12 protein-coding genes are annotated in these 18,120 nt (G+C 59.9%); 1 reads left to right on the top strand and 11 read right to left on the bottom strand.

All coding sequences use genetic code 11. From position 1 onward, the window contains the following. Positions 1-189 precede the first annotated feature (189 nt). Positions 190-2,031, top strand: a complete 1,842-nt coding sequence (locus H1B37_RS00850) for a cyclic nucleotide-binding and patatin-like phospholipase domain-containing protein (protein WP_182864710.1) — start codon at positions 190-192, stop codon at positions 2,029-2,031. 140 nt (positions 2,032-2,171) lie between these two features. Here H1B37_RS00850 and H1B37_RS00855 read toward each other — a convergent pair whose 3' ends face one another. The 11 genes from H1B37_RS00855 to H1B37_RS00905 form a co-directional block, all read right to left on the bottom strand. Further along, complete coding sequence (locus H1B37_RS00855) at positions 2,172-4,649, bottom strand: glycogen/starch/alpha-glucan phosphorylase (RefSeq protein WP_182864711.1); 2,478 nt, start codon at positions 4,647-4,649, stop codon at positions 2,172-2,174. Between the two features lie 89 nt (positions 4,650-4,738). Next, positions 4,739-6,790, bottom strand: coding sequence for a glycogen debranching protein GlgX (gene glgX, locus H1B37_RS00860; RefSeq protein WP_353620746.1), 2,052 nt, complete (start codon positions 6,788-6,790; stop codon positions 4,739-4,741). A 142-nt stretch (positions 6,791-6,932) separates the two neighbouring features. Beyond that, positions 6,933-9,269: a transporter substrate-binding protein gene (locus H1B37_RS00865; protein WP_182864713.1), complete on the bottom strand. Its 2,337-nt coding sequence runs from the start codon at positions 9,267-9,269 to the stop codon at positions 6,933-6,935. A 65-nt stretch (positions 9,270-9,334) separates the two neighbouring features. Next, on the bottom strand, positions 9,335-10,057 hold the full coding sequence (locus H1B37_RS00870) for an LOG family protein (RefSeq protein WP_182864714.1): 723 nt from the start codon (positions 10,055-10,057) through the stop codon (positions 9,335-9,337). Then, positions 10,054-11,754 carry a mechanosensitive ion channel family protein gene (locus H1B37_RS00875; protein WP_182864715.1) on the bottom strand — a complete coding sequence of 567 codons (1,701 nt, stop codon included), beginning with the start codon at positions 11,752-11,754 and terminating at the stop codon, positions 10,054-10,056. The genes H1B37_RS00870 and H1B37_RS00875 overlap by 4 nt, the downstream gene beginning before the upstream one ends. A 40-nt stretch (positions 11,755-11,794) precedes the next feature. Continuing rightward, positions 11,795-13,591, bottom strand: a complete 1,797-nt coding sequence (locus tag H1B37_RS00880) for a V-type ATP synthase subunit A (RefSeq protein WP_182864716.1) — start codon at positions 13,589-13,591, stop codon at positions 11,795-11,797. Next, the gene (locus tag H1B37_RS00885) at positions 13,575-14,237 is read right to left on the bottom strand and encodes a DUF2764 family protein (RefSeq protein WP_182864717.1); all 663 of its coding nucleotides are present in this window, start codon (positions 14,235-14,237) and stop codon (positions 13,575-13,577) included. Before H1B37_RS00885 ends, H1B37_RS00880 begins: the two co-directional genes overlap by 17 nt. Positions 14,238-14,359: 122 nt before the next feature. Continuing rightward, positions 14,360-15,010 (bottom strand): hypothetical protein, encoded by a 651-nt coding sequence (locus tag H1B37_RS00890; RefSeq protein ID WP_182864718.1) that lies wholly within the window; start codon positions 15,008-15,010, stop codon positions 14,360-14,362. A gap of 132 nt (positions 15,011-15,142) precedes the next feature. Next, a complete protein-coding gene (locus H1B37_RS00895; RefSeq protein ID WP_182864719.1) occupies positions 15,143-15,589 on the bottom strand; it encodes an ATP synthase subunit C in 447 nt (148 codons plus the stop codon). Continuing rightward, positions 15,580-17,454, bottom strand: coding sequence for a V-type ATP synthase subunit I (locus tag H1B37_RS00900; RefSeq protein WP_182864720.1), 1,875 nt, complete (start codon positions 17,452-17,454; stop codon positions 15,580-15,582). Before H1B37_RS00900 ends, H1B37_RS00895 begins: the two co-directional genes overlap by 10 nt. Continuing rightward, positions 17,451-18,080: a V-type ATP synthase subunit D gene (locus tag H1B37_RS00905; protein ID WP_182864721.1), complete on the bottom strand. Its 630-nt coding sequence runs from the start codon at positions 18,078-18,080 to the stop codon at positions 17,451-17,453. Before H1B37_RS00905 ends, H1B37_RS00900 begins: the two co-directional genes overlap by 4 nt. Between the last annotated feature and the right edge of the window lie 40 nt (positions 18,081-18,120).

An 18,120-nucleotide genomic window follows, 5' to 3' on the forward strand; every position in this document is an offset into this window, starting at 1 on the left:
AAAACAAACAACCACGGAACCAGTGCCAGGCAGGGCGTATTTTATCGCCAAAGAAGCGCGACTTGCACTTGGAAAAAGATTCGTGTATTCAAGAATTTTGCCGGCACCACTCCGTGAGCCCCTGGCCAGTTTTCGGGCCGCACCTCGCGTGATTTGGATCGTTCGCAACCTGCTCCAGGAGGGACTTCCATGACTCTAGATCGGCAACGGCTTCGTGTGGAGCTGCAGCGATTGGACTGGGCCCGCCACCTCTCGCCGGACGTGATCGAGGACATCGCGGCAGCCGCAGAAATCTCGCAGTTCATGCCGGGTGACGAGGTGATGGCCACGGGCGCCGAAATCACAAAGGTCTACTTTGTGATTGAAGGAAGCTTGGAAAGTATCTTATTCGATCGCCTCGACAAGCAGATTCATTGCGAGAGGTTGGCCCGCGGTTCGGTACTGGGACTTTTTTCGGTCGTCCTGCCGGAGCGTTCTCACTTGCAGGTGTCAGCGGTCGAGCCTACGACGGCCATCCACTTTACGTTGGACGAATTGCTGCGGCTGACGACCAAGCATCGCGAGTTTCAGCTTTCGATCTTTTCTGCGGCGGCGAACGTGGTGAAGCGATTGGTCGTGGTTGATCGAGACCTGCCCAAGCCGGCCGTGGTCGGCGTGGTGCATCCATCGGACGCCAGTCGTTCCCTGACGGTCGACCTTGTCCGTCGGTTAAGGCAGCTCGAGGAGACTGTTTGCGTGGCCGGCGATGACGATCGATGGTCGCCGAGCGAGGGTGTTCCGTTCAAGCAGCTGTACGAAAACGGCGCGATGATTTCCCCTGATGCAATCACAAACAGTTTAAGGGAATGGTCTTCGCTCGGGCGTTTGTTCATCGACGTGCGCGCCGATCATCCGCAAGACGATCTCAATCGCCTGCTGAGCTACTCGGAAGTCGTGCTGTGGTGCATCGCGCCGGCGGATGTCGATGCCGCGATCGAGCAGCTACGAGTCTTGCAGCGTGCCGCTCCGTGGTTGCGGGACAAGGTGCGGATCGTCTGGTGTCTGACCTACGACGATGCTGCTCCGCCCTATCTTCCGAAGCTCGATGAACTCGCTGCGGGAGATTTTAAGACCTACTCCGGGCAATCATCGACGCAGCATGGAAAGCTGCTTGGGCGAGGCCTGGAGCGGATCGTTCACCATTTGCGAGGCGTGCATATCGGTCTGGCGCTCGGCGGCGGTGCGGCGCGCGGCATGGCCCATCTCGGGGTGCTGAAATGTTTGGAACAGCATGGCATTTTTGTCGACCGACTGGCCGGCACCAGCGCGGGGGCGATGACCGGAACGGTTTACGCCGCCGGCATGGATCCCGACTACGCGACGCAATGTTTCAAAACGGACCTGATGCCGGGTTGGTTTTTTCGCCGACTTCCGGCGGGCGGATACTGGTACCTGATTTACAAGTACCGCTATGACCAATTCGATCCGATGCTACGCAAATACCTGCATGACTTCCGCATGGAGCAATTGGCGATCCCGATGACGACGATCGCCGTGGACCTGGTTGAAGGTGCACTTTTGGAGCGACACTGCGGCGACGCGACACACAATATCTTGGAGAGCATCAATCTACCCCCGTTGGCCTTGCCGATCGTGAAACAGGGGCAAGCCGTGGTCGATGGAGGATTGTTGAACAATGTTCCGGCCAACGCACTATTCGACCAAGGCTGCAACTTCGTCGTCGCGTCGACCGTGACCGCGAGTCTTGAAAAAGACTTTCTGTCGATCCGTGGCAAGCGGTCCTCGGCGGTCAGCGGTTTCTTTCCCACGTTGAAGGTCATGATGCGTCAACACATGATCCAGGGTTACAGCATGAACGATGTCGGCGTTCAGCCCGCCGACCTGGTCATCGCCCCCGACGTCACATCATTCGACCTGTCCGAATTCACGCGTGCCGACGAGATGGCCGTGATCGGCGAAGCCGCCACGAATGAATCGATCGAGCGGCTCAAGGCGATGCTCCGAAAACTGGATCCGCAACTGTTTCGGTAGGAAGACGCCAACCCCGTAGGACATCCCTTTCGGGTTGTCCCCTTTCAGCCCACAACTGAACCCGCGGGGTTCAAAGCGACGGCCCGGAAGGGACCGTCGTACGGTTTTTCGCCGGCCCCGAGGGACCATCGCAGGATTTCTTAGCCGACTGGACAAGGCACGGCGTTCCAGATCTGTGTGGCGTATTCGGCGATGGTGCGATCGCTGGAAAACTTTCCTGATCCGGCCACGTTGATGATCGCCTTTTGCGCCCAGGCGTCGGGATCGGCGTAAAGCTCGCCGAGCCGTTGCTGGGCCTCGGCGTACGATGCGAGATCCGCCAGGTGCATGAAGTAATCGCCGTGATCCAACAGCGACTCGCGGATCGGCGTGAAGATCCCCGGTTCATCGCGACTGAAGTGATCATTGAAGATCAGGTCGAGCGCGGCGCGCGTTTCCGGCTCGTTGTCGTAGTGCCAGTGGGGGCTGTACCACTGGCGGCTGTCGGCGACTTGTTCGGCGTTCAATCCGAACAGGAAAAAGTTCTCCTCGCCGGCCTCTTCGGCCATTTCGATCGTCGCCCCATCGCGGGTGCCGATGGTCAGCGCGCCGTTCATCATGAACTTCATGTTGCCCGTACCGCTGGCTTCGTAGCCGGCCGTCGAGATTTGCTCGGAGACGTCGGTGGCGGGAATCAATCGCTCGGCCAAGGAGACGTTGTAATTCGGCACAAACACGACTTTGATGCGACCGCGGGAAACCGGGTCTTCGTCGATCACCCGACCGACATTGTTGATCAGCTTGATGATCCGCTTGGCCAGCCGATAGGCGGGGGCTGCTTTTCCGGCAAAGAAGAATGTCCGCGGCGGGATCTCCAGCGAGGGATTATTTCGGAGCCGGTGGTAGAGAACGATCACGTGCAAGATGTTCAGCAACTGCCGTTTGTATTCATGGATCCGCTTGATCTGGCTGTCGAAAATCGTTTCCGGATCGACCACCTGTCCGGTCGTGGCTTTTAACCAATCGGTGAATCGTTCTTTAGCGGCCTGTTTCGTCTGACGAAACCGGCTTCGGAACGTCTGGTCGTCGGCCAAGGGTAACAACTGTCGCAATTCACTGAGATCGGTGATCCAAGCGTCGCCGATCGATTCGGTGATCAATCCAGCCCAGTCGCGATTGGCGGCCAGCAGCCAACGCCGCGGCGTCACGCCGTTGGTCTTGTTGTTGAACCGCTCGGGGAACATCTGGGCAAAGTCGGCAACGACGCGTGTGCGGAGCAGATCGGAGTGGATCTGGGCGACGCCGTTGGTGCTGTGCGAGCCCACGATCGCGAGGTTGGCCATCCGGATCTGCCGCTCACCGGAATCCTCGATCACACTCATCCGGGTCGCGCGCTGGTGATCGTCGGGGTAACGTTGCTGCACATCGGCGACGAATCGCCGATTGATTTCGTACACAATCTCCAACAGTCGCGGGCAGACCAGTTCAAAGAACCGCACCGGCCACTTTTCCAACGCCTCGGGCAACAGCGTGTGATTGGTGTAGGCCAGCGTTCGCACGGTCAGCTCCCAGGCCTCGTCCCAACCCAGCTTTGCCTCGTCCAACAGAAGCCGCATCAACTCCCCCACGGCCATCGCCGGGTGCGTGTCGTTCAGTTGGATCGCAACCTTTTCGCTCAGCAATCCCCAGTCGTCATTGGTGCGTCGGAAGCGTGCCACGATGTCGGCCAGCGAACAGCACACGAGAAAATACTCTTGAACGAACCGCAAGGCTTGGCCGGCGCGTGTCGAGTCGTCCGGGTACAGGACGCGAGTCACCGTTTCGGCCAGGACGCGATCGACGATCGCGCCCACGAAGTCCCCCGAGCTGAATTCGCCAAAGTCGAATTGGTCTGGTGATGCGGCCCCCCACAACCGCAGCGTGTTGATCGTCTGGCCGCCGTACCCGACCACGGGGCGGTCATAGGGAACACCCAGCAGATGAGTCGCGTGACCAGAGACGGCCCGAAGCATGCCGTCGTGCAATTCGAATCGACACGCCACCGGGATCTGAGCGGTTTGGCGTGGCTGACAGACCTCCCAAGGGTCCGGTTGTGCCAGCCAGTGATCGGGCTGTTCGATTTGATATCCGTTTTCGATCTCCTGGCGAAAGATTCCATACTCGTATCGCAGTCCGTAACCCATGGCCGGAATCTGCAGCGTGGCCAGTGATTCAATGAAGCAGGCCGCCAGTCTTCCCAGACCTCCGTTACCCAAGCCGGCATCGGGTTCGGTTTCGACGACTTCTCCCCAATCTTGTCGCGGGTCGGACCGCAGTTCCTTGCGGACGTACGGTTCGACACCCAGGTTGATGATGTTGTTGGTCAGCGCCCGCCCGATCAGAAACTCCATCGACAGATAATAGACCCGCTTCGGGTTTTCTCGGTCGTGGGTTTGCTGGGTGAGCAACCAACGCTGCGTCAGGAAATCACGCAAGGTGCGGGCGACCGCCTCGAAACGTTCGCGTTGGCTGGCGTCTTCGGGACTGACGACGTGGTCCAGCAACAGGTGCCGGTTGTAGGATTGGCGGCCGGAATCTTCGCTTGCGACTTCAGGTTCGTCAGACGTGGCGGCGATTTTGGAGTTTGTGTGGTTCGCCATCAAATTTATCCTTTCGAGTCGTGTGGTTGGTCTCACATGGATTGGCAGGTTGTTCAAACGACGGCCCGGAAGGGACCGTCGTACCGTCGTCACGGACCATTGTCGTCGATCGCAAACAGCATGACGACGGAACGTTCGACCACCTGATAGGATTCGCCGAGATGTTCCGGAGCCTCCTGCCAGGGGACTATGTCTTGTGGCGAATCGAGCGCCGTGTCGATCCAACGCCGCCATGGCTGACGGTCCAATCGCGGCAACTCGACCTCAAGCGGCTGCCAGCAAGCGTTGAGGATCAAGTGGAAATGGATTCCCGTGCGGGGCATTTCACCGCCGAAGACCAGGCAATGTGACGTGTCGCTCCAATCGGGCTGGTTCAATTTGACACCATGCCACGCCTTCTTTGCTTCATGCAACATCCTGCTGACGCTGATTCGCTGGCGTTCATGGTCGACGTTGCGAAGCACACGGCGTGCACACAGCAACGAAACGAAGCGATGCAGGTCGGCGTGTCGATCCAGGTTGGTCCAGTCGAACCAGCTGAGTTCGTTGTCCTGGCAGTAGGCGTTGTTGTTGCCTCGCTGGGTGTGTCGCACTTCGTCACCCATCAGGATCATCGGAATGCCCAGCGACAGCAACGTGGTGGTGAGATAGTTTTTCACCTGGCGATTGCGGAGGCCTTCGATCAGCGGGTCATCGGTCGGACCTTCGACGCCGCAGTTCCAGCTGCGGTTGTGGCTTTCTCCGTCCCGGTTGTCTTCGCCGTTGTCTTCATTATGTTTGCCGTTGTAAGACACCAAGTCGTTCAACGTAAAACCGTCGTGGCAGGTGACGAAGTTGACGCTCTGTTCAGCCTCGCGTTCCTTGTGACCGTAGATTTCGGGACTGCCGACGATCCGATCCGCGATCCGCCGCACCGAGCCCGGCTGGCAGCGAAAAAAGTCGCGAACATCGTCGCGGAATTTGCCGTTCCATTCCCGCCAGGCATCGCCGACGAAGCTGCCGACTTGGTACAGTCCCGCCGCATCCCAGGCTTCGGCCAAAAGCTTCGTTCCGGCCAGCACCGGATCGGACTCGATGTCCCACAGCACCGGCGGATTGGGCAGCGGTTGGCCGGATTGGTCACGCGACAAGATGGATGCCAGATCAAACCGAAATCCATCAACGTGCATTTCCTGGACCCAGTAACGCAGGCTGTCGACGATCAGACGGCGGACGACGGGATGGTTGGCGTTGACGGTGTTGCCGCATCCGGAGTAGTTGGCGTAGCGTTCGCCGCCGTTTTCCAACATGTAATACGTCGGGTTGTCGATGCCGCGAAAACACAGCGTCGGTCCCTGATGGTTGCCTTCGGAGGTGTGGTTGAACACGACGTCCAAAATCACCTCGATCCCCGCGCGATGCAGGGCCTTGACCATGTCGCGGAATTCGTCGACTGCGCCGAGCGGATCCCGACGCGAGCTGTAGGCCGCATGAGGCGCGAAGAACGAGATCGGCGCATAGCCCCAATAGTTGACCTTTCCCGGCGGAGCGTCCCAAGCATCGAACTGAAACACCGGCAGGAGTTCAACCGCGGTGATGCCGAGTTGTTGCAGGTAGGGGATCTTCTCGATCAAGCCGGCGTAGGTGCCGCGTTTGGATTCGTCGAGTCCGGAACTGGGATGCCGCGTGAATCCACGCACGTGCATCTCATAGATGATCGTCTGTGCCGCCGGGCGACACAGAGGCAGGTCGCCTTCCCAGTCGTAGTCCGCGGGATCGACGACGACACTCTTCATTGCCGTTACCGAGTTGTCACCGGGATCCGAGGCCGCTTGGCGATCGTAGCCGGCGGGCACCACCACGCCGCGGCCGTAGGGATCCAGCAGCACTTTGGCGGCATCGAAGCGGAGGCCTCGCTCCGGATCGCGTGGTCCATGCACACGGTAACCGTACAGTTGTCCGGGGCGTATTTTCGGAACAAATGTGTGCCAGTAGTGATAGGTTCGATCGTGGTGTGGATCGATCGGAATCACGCGAACCGGGGTCACGTCGTCTTCGTGATCGAACAACAGCAAGTCGAGGCTGGTCGCGGTGCGAGAGAAGAGGCTGAAGTTGACGCCGCCATCCATGACGGTAGCGCCCAGGGGCGAAGGTCGACTCACGATGTTGGCCTGCGGCATTGGATGTGGGGTTGTGTTTCGTTTCGTTCAACCATGTAGGACATCCCTTCCGGGTTGTCCTCTTCAGCCCCCGGCTGAACCCGTGCGGTTCGCTCGACGGCCCGGAAGGGACCGTCGTACGGTTTTAGTCGGCCAGTCGCGACGTCCATTCGTTCCCCCAGCCGATGTAAAGGTCGTGCAGAAAGGCTTTCCAGTCCTCGGCGGTACGACTAGGCGGATAGGGTTCGGGCCGAATCGGTTCGTCGGCACTCCAGACGATCTGAATTTGCCCGTCGCTGCGAATTTGGCCGATCCTTGGGATTTGAAAACAGTGTTGCGTTTCTGGATCGATGCGGACTTCGCCTTCCGGAGCGGCGAGGTGTTGCCCCAGCATGGCTCTACGGATTCGTTTCGGTTCAATGCTCTCCGCGTCACGCACCGCCTGGGCCCACAAGTGAACGCCCGCGTAGGCATTCTCCATCGGGTCGGAAACGACGCGATGGGGATGGACGGCTTTGAATCGGGCAAGGAATTCCTGGTTGGCCGGCGTGTCCAACGACTGGAAATAGGTCGAAGCCACGTAGTCACCTTCGACCGAAGCCATCTCCAGGCCGCGGAGTTCCTGTTCGCCGATGCTGAACGACAAACAGGGCACTTCCTCTCGCTTGATCCCGGCGGCGCGAAGGGTGCGAAAAAACGCAACGTTGGAATCGCCATTGAGTGTATTGAGGATCAAATCCGGAGCGGCTTGCAGGATCGCTTGCACGACCGGGTCGAATTCCGAACTGCCCAACGGCACATAGATTTCGCCGACCACTTCGGCTTCCATGTCTGCCAGTTGGTCCTTGATGACTTCGTTGGCGGTCCGCGGAAAAACGTAGTCGGACCCCACGAGAAAAAATCGCTTTCGGTTCAATGTGTTGCCGGCCCACGCGACGGCGGGAATGATCTGTTGGTTGGGGGCGGCGCCCAGGTAAACGATATTCGGTGACTCCTCCATCCCTTCGTACTGCAACGGGTACACCAGCAGATGGTCGTGCTTTTCAAAGATCGGCCGGACGGTCTTGCGACTCGCCGAGGTCCAGCAACCAAACACCGTACAAACCCGTTCCTCGGTGATCAGCCGTTCCGCTTCGCGGGCATAGACTTGCGTGTCCGACCGGCCGTCGGCGACAACCGCCTTGACGGGACGTCCCAACAGACCTCCCGACTGATTGATTTCCTCGATCGCCAGCAGCGTGGCATCAATCACGCTGTTACCGCTGGCAGACATCGTGCCGCTGAGTGATTGCAGCACGCCCACTTTGATCGGCTCGCCTTGCGGAGTGATCGGCGCCGGGACCGATGGACGGAAACTCCAAAGGACCAGTCCAATCACGAGGAACAAGCCCGCTCCGGCGATTCCGCCGATCAACCAGCGACGTGAGTCGAGCGGCTTGGTGACAACAATCGGCGGAAGCATTGCGCCGGATTGGCTGGGGAGATCGATACGAGCTTCACCGGACAAGGCGGCGGCCACGGCTTCCAAATCACGCAACATCGCCTCGGCAGATTGGTAGCGATCGGCGGGGGCTTTCGCCATCGCACGGGAAACGATCGCCGAACAAGCGGGCGGGACCGAGGGACTGACCTCACGCGGATCGGGAATGCTTTTGTTGCAGTGGGCATACATCACTTGCACGACGCTATCGGAATCATCGTACGGTTGTCGTCCGGTCAGCAGGCAGAAGTAGGTTGCGCCGAGAGAATAGATGTCGGTGCGGGCATCGACCGCTTGGGCCTGGCATTGTTCGGGGCTCATGAAGTACGGCGTGCCGATGATGGTTCCCGACTGGGTCAGTTGCATTCCGCCGCCTGCCGAAGAAAATTTTGCCAGCCCAAAGTCGGTCAACTTGACCGCGCCGTCGGCCGCCCGCACGAGATTGGCCGGTTTGATGTCGCGGTGGACCAACCCTTCGGCATGGGCGGCCGCGATGCCACGGCAGGCGTCGATCAGGATCCGAGTCGCTTCCAGTGCGGTGTACGCACCGCGGGTTTGCAATTCCGCGGCAATGCTGCCGCCGGTCAGCAGTTCCATGGCCAGATAGTGCAACGATCCTGCTTGCCCGATCTCGTAAATCGCCGCGACGTGGGCGTGGCTGAGTTTTCCTGCCGCCTTGGCTTCGGATTGAAAACGACTGAGCGCGGTCGTATTGGCGGCCAAATTCTCGGTCAGGATCTTGATGGCGACGTCGCGTTCCAGCGTCGGATCGTGGGCCTGCAACACGACACCCATGCCTCCTTGGCCGAGCACGCCGGTGATTTCGTATTTGCCCAGTGACTTTCCGATCCAGTTTTCCGCCGGCAGACTCCCTGGCGAAAACTCAAACCCGGTCGTGTCACCCGGTGTCGCGGCCATGCTCTCGGTTTCACCGAATGGCGCTCGCGTGACATCGTCGCGTGGTTCGGGGGAGTCGGCAGGAGGTTTGTTGTCTGGCGACATGTCGCTCTGAATTCGTCTGCTGGGTATTCGCTCGACAGCCCGGAAGGGACCGTCGTACAAACTTTCTAGTTTCCGCCACCCGCGTCACCTTGTTGTTTCAGCCAAGCGGCGTGGTGTGGTCGAATCACCGCGAGAGCTTCGTCAGCGTTGGCGACGCATTGTGGGATGCTCATATCCTCGGGGCTGGCCAGCGGAGATTCCGTTGACAGCATCGACTCCTTGGCCCACTCGATCAGCCCGGGCCACATTTTGCCGACCAGAATCAGCGGGGTGTCGTTCAAGTGATGCACTTGCAAAAGCTGCCAGACCATCAGTGTCTCCAGCACGGTCCCGATCCCGCCGGGTGCCACCAAGAACGCATCGGACGTGAGCACGAATTGATGCAACCGAGTGAAGAATGTGCGGTGTTCGAATGCCTGGCCGACGAACGAGTTGATTTCCTGTTCGAACGGCAGGTCGACACGGATCCCGATCGACTTTGAACGCTCCGGAGCACTCGACGCACCTTCATTGGCGGCCTGCATCAATCCGGGGCCGCCACCGGTGATGATGTCGCAACCCAATTCTGCCAGTGCGGCGGCACAGCGTTTGGTTTCTTCGTAGCCGAACGTGCCGGGCTGGACGCGGGCCGAGCCGAAAATCGTCACGCGGTATCGGTCTCGCCTGGACGGCCGCAAACGGGTCAGATTGTTGACGACATCCCACAGCCCCAGCACGGCATCGGCGAGCACTTCTTTGACCTCGTCTTCATCGCCAAGGCTGACGGTCGATGCTTCTGTTCTGCTCATCTTTCGCTCCGCATGTCAATTTCTGTGCGCTCGTTCTCCGGCAGATGAACGGTCAATGCGGGGCTGGCGAATGGAATCCGTTCGGCCTCGAACTGCCCCATCACCTGGATGTTCAACTGCTCGGTAAACGCCAAGAACTCCCAATAGTTCGCCGGATGGTACCAATAGAACAACACGATTCCGGTGGAGGATTCGTTGACGTCTCGCAAAAACACGCGGGGCGGATAGGCCTCCTTCATCCCTTCGTGCTCGTGCAGGGCATCACGCACAATCTGCACGGCGCGTTTGACTTTGGCGGTCGGCGTGTCCGATGGAATCTGGATTTTCGCCACGCCGCGAATATGGGGGCGACGACTGACGTTCTCGATGTCACAGCGTGCCATGTCGTCGTTGGGAATGGAGACCTGATGGCCGGTCAGCAATCGCAGTTTTGTCGAACGCAATCCGATCTCTTCGACAATCCCGTCATAGCCTTTGGCAACAATCCTGTCACCGACCTGGAAGGGCTTGTCCAGCGTCACCATGATGCTGCCGAAGACGTTCTTGAGTGTATCCTGTGCGGCCAAGGCGACCGCCAAACCGCAGACGCCCGCACTGGCGACAAGCGTCGTCAGTGGAATGCCGAATTGCTGGCCGCCTTCGAGAAAAACGATGATCGCGGCCAAGATGCTGCCCACGCGGCACACCAAACGCACCCATTGTGAATCCAGTCCGTGCGGCTTAATCCAAGGCGTCGCGATGATCAGTGCCGCCAGGTAGTTGCCCGCACCGAGCAACACCACCATCAACGTCAACAAAAAGATCAGCCACGACAAATAGCTGATCACCAACAAAACGGTTCCGCTGATCCGAACGTGCTGTTCCAAAAAATAAAGTGCGCCCAGGGGGACCAGCATCGCCGTCAACGGGGACACGAGCATGACCAAGTAACGCAGCCAATTCGGTCGCAGATGACTCGTTCGCCATCGACCGAAATAGTAGATCGCCACCATCAGCGCGAGCGAGACGCCGATCGTGAGGATCAGTCCGCACCATTGCCAGATGGCTTGTCCGAGCAACCGGACGTGCGCCCACGAAGGTAAACCTTGGATCAACGAACGCGGCAAAAGCCAACCCGGTTCGGAAAGGTACAATTGATACAATCCGGGGGTGACGTATTGGCGTTCCTTGTAGGGAAGATTCTTGACCAGTTCGTAGAAATCGGCCGCGCGATCGACGGTCTCGGGCGAGAACAAAAATTCACCTTCACGCGGCCCCTCCTTGACCCGCTGGATGACGATCTCCGTGTCAGAGACCGCCCATTTCGTAAGCCCCTCTTGGTCGACTTGCTCGGCATCGGGCCAGGAGTCTTCGGGCGCGAGTTCAATTCGGTCCAGCACTTCCTTGAGACAGGCAGCGGTTTCCCGGCCGACGCCGACATCCACCGATTCGGGCACCTCGCTCAAATCCAGGCAGCGGAGGATTCGAGCCGCCAGGGCCCGTCGCTCGGCTTCGCTTTCAAAACTCCGCCCCTCGCGGCTGAAGTCCCTGTAGACCTCGTCCACCGCCGAGAGGAAGGTTGTTAGGGTCGCACGTGGGCTGGAGGTGTCGGTCGCCCTCAACGGATGCGACGGTTCGACCGAAGCGGGCTGAGACCACGCCGTCACGCTGCCAAACGCGAACAGCGCCGCCACCACTACGACCACCAATCTTGCCATCAAGTGCATACTCGCTCAGACCTGCCCAAATGCGCGCCGCCTACGCGGAAGCAGCGGCCTGTTCCAATTCGTTCTTGTACCGTTGATAATCGGCCGAATCCGGCGGGCTGTAGTTCCAGTTTTTGTAGAGCCCGATCACTTTCGTAAAAAAGCCGCGCGCTTCGTCGCGGTCTTTGAACGAATAGTCACGGTCGATCAGCTTCTTGATCAATTGTACACTCTCGAATTGTCTTGATCGTGGCATGCAGGCGTCGATTTCGTCAAACGCGTCCTGCTGCAGGTAGGCCATGTCCAACAGCACCGATTTTTGCCAGATCACGAAGTCCTCCAACGTGATGCCTTCTTCGCCGGTGACCTGCATCATTTGGTTGATCGAGTCGCCCTGCTGCAACAATTCGCTCATTCGCTTGACATCGCCGACCCAGGTGGCGTCCAGGTTTTCGTTCAGCCAGGGCTTTAGCTGGTCCAAGTAGCGCGACCAGGAAATCAATGGGTCGATCGCCGGGTAAAACCGTTTGTAGGCACGATCGTACGATAGCCCCAAAAACGTTTTGACGGTCCCCAGCGTGGACTGGGTGACGGGTTCTTCGAAGTTCCCCCCGGCGGGCGAAACCGTGCCGATCATCGTCAACGAACCCTGCGAACCGTCGGGGCATTTCATCACGCCGGCCCGCTCGTAGACGCTTTTGATCGACGAATCCAGATAGGCCGGGAACGCTTCCTCGCCCGGGATCTCCTCCATCCGCCCGGACGTTTCACGCATGGCCTGGGCCCAACGCGAGGTGGAATCGGCGATCAGCAAGACGTTCAATCCCATCTGGCGATAGTATTCCGCCAGCGTCACGCCCATGTAGATCGACGCCTCGCGGGCCGCGACGGGCATCGAAGAGGTGTTGCAGATGATGATCGTGCGATCCATCAACGTGCCGCCGCTGCGGGGGTCTTTCGTTTCCGGGTACAGCGTGATCGTCTCAACCACTTCGCCGGCCCGTTCTCCACAGGCGACGACGACCACAACGTCCACCGAAGAATACCGCGCGATCGTGCTCTGCAACACGGTCTTGCCGGCACCGAACGGGCCGGGGATGCATCCGGTTCCGCCCATCGCGATCGGAAAGAACGTGTCAATGATCCGGGTGCCGGTCGTCAGCGGTTCCTGCGAGTAAAGTCGTTCGGCGACGCGGCGTCGCAGCAACGGGGCGGGAACGGGGCGCCGGACCGGCCAACGCTGCACCATCGTGAGTTCGCGTTCGACGTCGCCGGATCGAACCCGTGCGACCGGATCCTTCAATGTCAGATTTCCCTCGGCGATCCAGGTGACCGTGACCGACTCGGGTTCGCCGAACGGGACCAGGATCTTGTGAGTCAACGGGCCTTCGGGAACGGTTCCTAAGACGCCTCCGGGCGGGATTTTTGCGCCGACCTGGACCGCCGGTGTGAATGGCCAGGTGCGGTCAAGATCGAGCGGCGGAACCGATACCCCACGGGGCAGGAAGAACCCGAACTCCTTGGCCAACTCGTGCAGCGGGTTCTGCAGCCCGTCGAAGACGCGTCCCAGCAACCCGGGCCCGAGGGTTGCCGACAGCATTTCGTCGGTCATCTCGACACGGTCGCCGACCTGCACGCCGGTGGTGTCCTCGAACACTTGCATGTCCGCGGTGCGCCCGCGAATCCGCAGCACTTCAGCCTTCAGCCGTTCGTCACCGACACAGACATAACCGACCTCGTTCTTTTTGATCGACGCCTGTTCGTCGACTTCGATCAGCACCAAACTTTCGCGAACTTGAACGACGGTCGCCGAATGACCGGCACCGTTTCCTTCATGTGTTTTGGACATCAGTCACCTTGTCGATAAGTTGCGTGAATCGCACCTTGGCTTTCACGGGATCTCCGTTGATCCACGCGCGAAGCATGTCCCACTTCAGAACGAAGGCGACGACCGCGTCGATTTCAAACATGGACAATTCGGATCGGCGCGTCAGCCACTGCCAATGCAGGTCCATCATCAGTCGTTCCAATCCGATCGCATCGCCGGCGGACAGTTTTTCCGTTGCAGGCGGTAGCCAGGGGTAGCAATACTTCAAACCGAAAAACGGCAGCTCCCAGTTCCGCCGGATCGTGTAAGCCAGTCGGCTGTTGCCAAACGCATTGGGATCATCAGGAAAGCCCCGTCCGTCGTGTTTCCGTCGTAGCGCCGCCAGCAGCGTCAATTGCGTCAGCCGAAACTGGACGTAGTCACGCAGTGGTTCGTTGAGTTCCGATTCCAATAGTTGCGAAAACGACTCGATCGTCTCGCGGTCGGATTGCCCCGTCAAACGCTCCGGACGCCAACGAACGATCTGACGGGCGCGGTTGAGCTGATCGGCATGTTTAGGACGCAGTCGGCGCAGTCGTTGCTCCAGTCGAAGCGGCGTGATCGGCAACCGATCGGCACGCTCGAAATGCTGAAGGTACGGCAGGCTTGTGATTAAATCGTAATACATTGCAATGGAAGGACGTCTATCGAATCAGCCAGCGTTGCGCTGCGGTAGCTACGCTCGCCAGAGCGTGTGAATCCCTGGGAACCACCTTCTGGCGAAGGTAGCTACGTCATACCCGGAGACATTCACTCCGCTCCCTCCATGATCGCCTTGAATCGTGGAACCATTCGCTGCGAAATCAGTCGGGCCACGGCGCGATCGGAAAGATCGACCTCCAGTTTCTCATGGACCAGACGAATCCGAGCGCCACCTTCGACCTCGTCATCCGGCACCAACTCCAGCCCCTCCCGCAACATGTCGCTTGACAGGGCCAGGATCGCTTGTTTGCCTTCTTCCTTGAGTGTGCCTTCGCCCAGCAGGGCGCGCGAGATTCGCACCTCGACGTCCTTGTCCTTGATCAGCGATTCCGCCGCCCGGCCCGACAGAACCAAAACGATGTCGCGGATCAGTTGTTCGTCGCGTGTGGCCGAGACCACCAGTCGCTTGACGAACTCTTCGAAGCGGGCGATGACCCGGGCCTTCAGGTCGAGCACGGTGTCGCGGGCGGCCAGTTGCAATGCGTCCAGCGAGGCCGTTCGATGGGCGTCGATTTCCGCGGCGGCCTTGGCCCGCTCGGCATCCGCTTCTTTCCTGGCCGTGGCCAGGATCTCGGCGGCTTGTTTGCGGGCATCGTCCAACAAGCGGTCCGCTTCCGTTTGCGCCGCTTGGACGCCTTGATCGCGAATCCGATCGATCAAACCTTGCACGCCATCGGACGTCTTGGTGGTTTCTTGCATAGGGCAGTCTCAGTGCATCAAGTACAGTCGTTTCGCTCAACCCCGTAGGACATCCCTTTCGGGTTGCCCTTCTTCAGCCCGCGGCTGAACCCGCGAACTCCAAGCGACGGCCCGGAAGGGACCGTCGTACATTCATTCCGGCAACCGTCCCGCCAGCACCAGCGCGAACACGAACGCGAACACGGCGAAACCTTCGATCAGCGCGGCCGGCGCCAGCGAAATCCCGAACACCTCGGGCTTGCTCTTGGACGCATTGATCGCCGAAGCACAGGCGGTGCCTTGCGCCAGCGCGCTGAACAACAACGCCAACCCCGACAACAACCCCAGGGCGAACATGCCCGGCGACTTGTCCGGTGTGATCGCCGCCGGCAAGGCCATCGTGACGACGATGCCGTAAATCGTTTGCGAAGAAGGCATCGCGGCCACGCCGACGAAGCGGCCGAAGCCCCCTTCGACCTCCAGCATCGCTCCACAGGCGGCCATTCCGCCACGCAGGCATCCGATCATGCTGCCGATCGCCCCCAAAGCCAGCGGCGCATAGAGACCGATCCAGCCCAAAGTCATGATGATCAATTCCATAAGGAACCTCCTTTTCGTCGAAACGGGGTGAAGCGACGTCCTTCACTCTTTAAGCCCCAGTTGAAAAACTCAATGACATTCAGCCGCAGTCCGTGGATCACCCCGCTCGAAACACCGAGCAGCATGTTCAACGTGTGTCCGAACAGAAGGATGAGTGCCGCCAACAACAATCCGAATCGCGGCAATCCGCTGTGCATTCCCATCGCCATGTCGTTGAACGCCGCGGCGAGCGAAGCCGAAGCCAGCCCGAGCGCGAACAATCGCAGATAGCTGAGAATGTCGCCGAACGCCGCGGTGACCTTGGTCAACCCCAGCAAGCCGCCGAGTAGTCGCCCCAGCGGCCGCTCATGTCGCGCGGTGTACCCGACCACCAGCAGCAAACCGGCGATCGCGATTCCCCCGCCCAGTACTTTCAGGATCGCGGCCGCCGGGAACGCGGCGCCCACCGCTGCCAACAGGCCGCCGACCACCGCCGCGGCCCAACCGATCGACGCCAGCCCGTCGCGCCAATCGGCATGGCGACGTGCATCCATCACGTTGGCCAGGATCACATGAATCGCTCCCACCAAGACCGAGATGCCCATCATCAACTGGGAATTGTTCATGTCCAACAGATGCAAGCGTCCCGGCAGCGAGTCCGGCGGCGGCGCGATGCCAAAGTAGCTGCCCACCAGCATGCCGTAGATCAAGGAGAACAGAACGATCGACAACAGCATCGGTCGAAATCGCTGACCGGTGGTGCGTTGCGGTGCCGGTTCGCCTAATTCGATGTCGGACGTACTCGTCAGCAGGGCGTCTCCCGTCGTCGGGCGACCGAGTTTTCGCCAGATCAACAGCAACCCCACCCCCAACACCGCCGCATAACCGGCGTCCGCCAAAATCATGGCGAAGAAGAGAGCGAAGGAAACAAACACGATGCCCGACGGGTCCCAGGTCCAATAGCCCGGCGTCATGTAAAAATTGACCAGGTCCTCGCCCGCTTCGACCCGAGGTGCATTGTGGACCAATGTCGGCGGGTCTTCGTCCGGCAGCGGCGGCCGAGATTCGAAAACGAATCCATGCTGCCCGGCGTACGTCGCCAACTCTTCCGCATGCTCGGCCGGCACCCAAGCCTCAAGCGCGAACAAAGGGTCGCGATCGAAGGTCTGGCCGGCCGCAACCGCTCGCGACGCGGCGTCTTCCAACGCGGTCAAGCTTCGGGCAAACAACAGACACCATCGAGTCAGATAGGCTCGCTCGGCTTGGGCGTCTTCGATCGCCAATTCCACTTGCTCCAATTGTCTCGCCAATTCCAGGGGACCGCGCGAGCCGATTTTTTCCCGCGGGACCGGCATGTCTTGGGGCTCCTCGGGTGCCGCCACGACCACGTAGCAAAACCGCTGGTCACGTGAGACGACTTGCCAGGCCGATGGAGTCGCGGATGCTTCGGTCGGATTCGCCGCCGGCAACTGGTCCATGTCGGTGTGTGGGACGATGTAGAACCACAACCGGATCGCGCCCATCTGTTCCGGTGGAGCGAAGTGGAAGTCGCCGAACGGCTTGGCGGCGGTGAGTCGTTGCACCAGATCATCGCGCAGGGATTCCAACGAATGGATTTGGTCTTCCAATTCCAACGCCCGTCGCTGGACCTCGTCGGCGTCAAACAGGCTGCTGTCATGCACTTGAGTCCGTCGCTGCGGCGAGGCCAGCAAGAATTTCAGCGCATCGCGCGATCGGCTCGATGGCCCGCCCTCAGCGACGACGTCCTCTTCATCGCCCAGCGGGATGATCTCCAGGCTGCCGAATCGATGCAGGTCGTCGAGCAGCTTTTCTTTTTCGCCACTCAAGCCGACGAAGGTGGCTCGTTCCAGGGGGACGATACTCACGACGGTCCCTCCTCGGTGTCCCATCCACCGCCGGGCTGTTGTTGTTTAACCTTTGCCAGCTTGGACGTGACCACGGCCGCCCGTTCGGCGTCGCCGAGGTAGATTCGGATGCGTTGGATGTTCTTTTCGGCGGTCGGGATCAAGACCTTGTCGAACAAGTTGACGCGTTGAGTGATTCGGCGAACGGCTTGATCGAGCACCGCCACACGTTCGCCGGCGATCTTCGCCCGGACACGCATCTCAGCGGCATCCTTCAATCGTTGCACGAGCATGTCGACCCAGGGCGGAGTGGCGAGCCGCGAGTAGTCGGCGACAGCAAATTCGATGGATTCGAGGATCGGCAACCGCGTCCCGACGACGTTCTGCTGGCCGACACGATAGTTCGTCATTTCGACCGGACCGATGAGATCCGTCCCCTCGTCGGCCAACATCGGCAACTCTTCGCCGATCGTTGCTTCCAGCGTCTCGGCCGCCTCGATCGCGGCGCGGTGTTCGGCCCTCGCCTTTTGGGCTTCCACCGTCAATTGCCGGCGTTTCAAGTCCAGCGAAGGCAGCAGCTTGCGGTACAGCTTGAGTTGCTGCTGCTGTTGCTGGAGTGAATTTTTGCTGAGTCGAAGTTTTGCCATCGTCATTCGTTACTTCTCGACGGCCCGGAAGGGACCGTCG

Origin of the sequence: Stieleria mannarensis, assembly GCF_014154935.1 — a bacterium.
Taxonomy (GTDB): Bacteria; Planctomycetota; Planctomycetia; order Pirellulales; family Pirellulaceae; genus Stieleria; species Stieleria mannarensis.

Coding starts and splice junctions, on each gene's coding strand:
- H1B37_RS00850 (WP_182864710.1), top strand. CDS start 190: ATGACTCTAGATCGGCAACGGCTTCGTGTGGAGCTGCAGCGATTGGAC.
- H1B37_RS00855 (WP_182864711.1), bottom strand. CDS start 4,649: ATGGCGAACCACACAAACTCCAAAATCGCCGCCACGTCTGACGAACCT.
- H1B37_RS00865 (WP_182864713.1), bottom strand. CDS start 9,269: ATGTCGCCAGACAACAAACCTCCTGCCGACTCCCCCGAACCACGCGAC.
- H1B37_RS00870 (WP_182864714.1), bottom strand. CDS start 10,057: ATGAGCAGAACAGAAGCATCGACCGTCAGCCTTGGCGATGAAGACGAG.
- H1B37_RS00875 (WP_182864715.1), bottom strand. CDS start 11,754: ATGGCAAGATTGGTGGTCGTAGTGGTGGCGGCGCTGTTCGCGTTTGGC.
- H1B37_RS00880 (WP_182864716.1), bottom strand. CDS start 13,591: ATGTCCAAAACACATGAAGGAAACGGTGCCGGTCATTCGGCGACCGTC.
- H1B37_RS00885 (WP_182864717.1), bottom strand. CDS start 14,237: ATGTATTACGATTTAATCACAAGCCTGCCGTACCTTCAGCATTTCGAG.
- H1B37_RS00890 (WP_182864718.1), bottom strand. CDS start 15,010: ATGCAAGAAACCACCAAGACGTCCGATGGCGTGCAAGGTTTGATCGAT.
- H1B37_RS00895 (WP_182864719.1), bottom strand. CDS start 15,589: ATGGAATTGATCATCATGACTTTGGGCTGGATCGGTCTCTATGCGCCG.
- H1B37_RS00905 (WP_182864721.1), bottom strand. CDS start 18,080: ATGGCAAAACTTCGACTCAGCAAAAATTCACTCCAGCAACAGCAGCAG.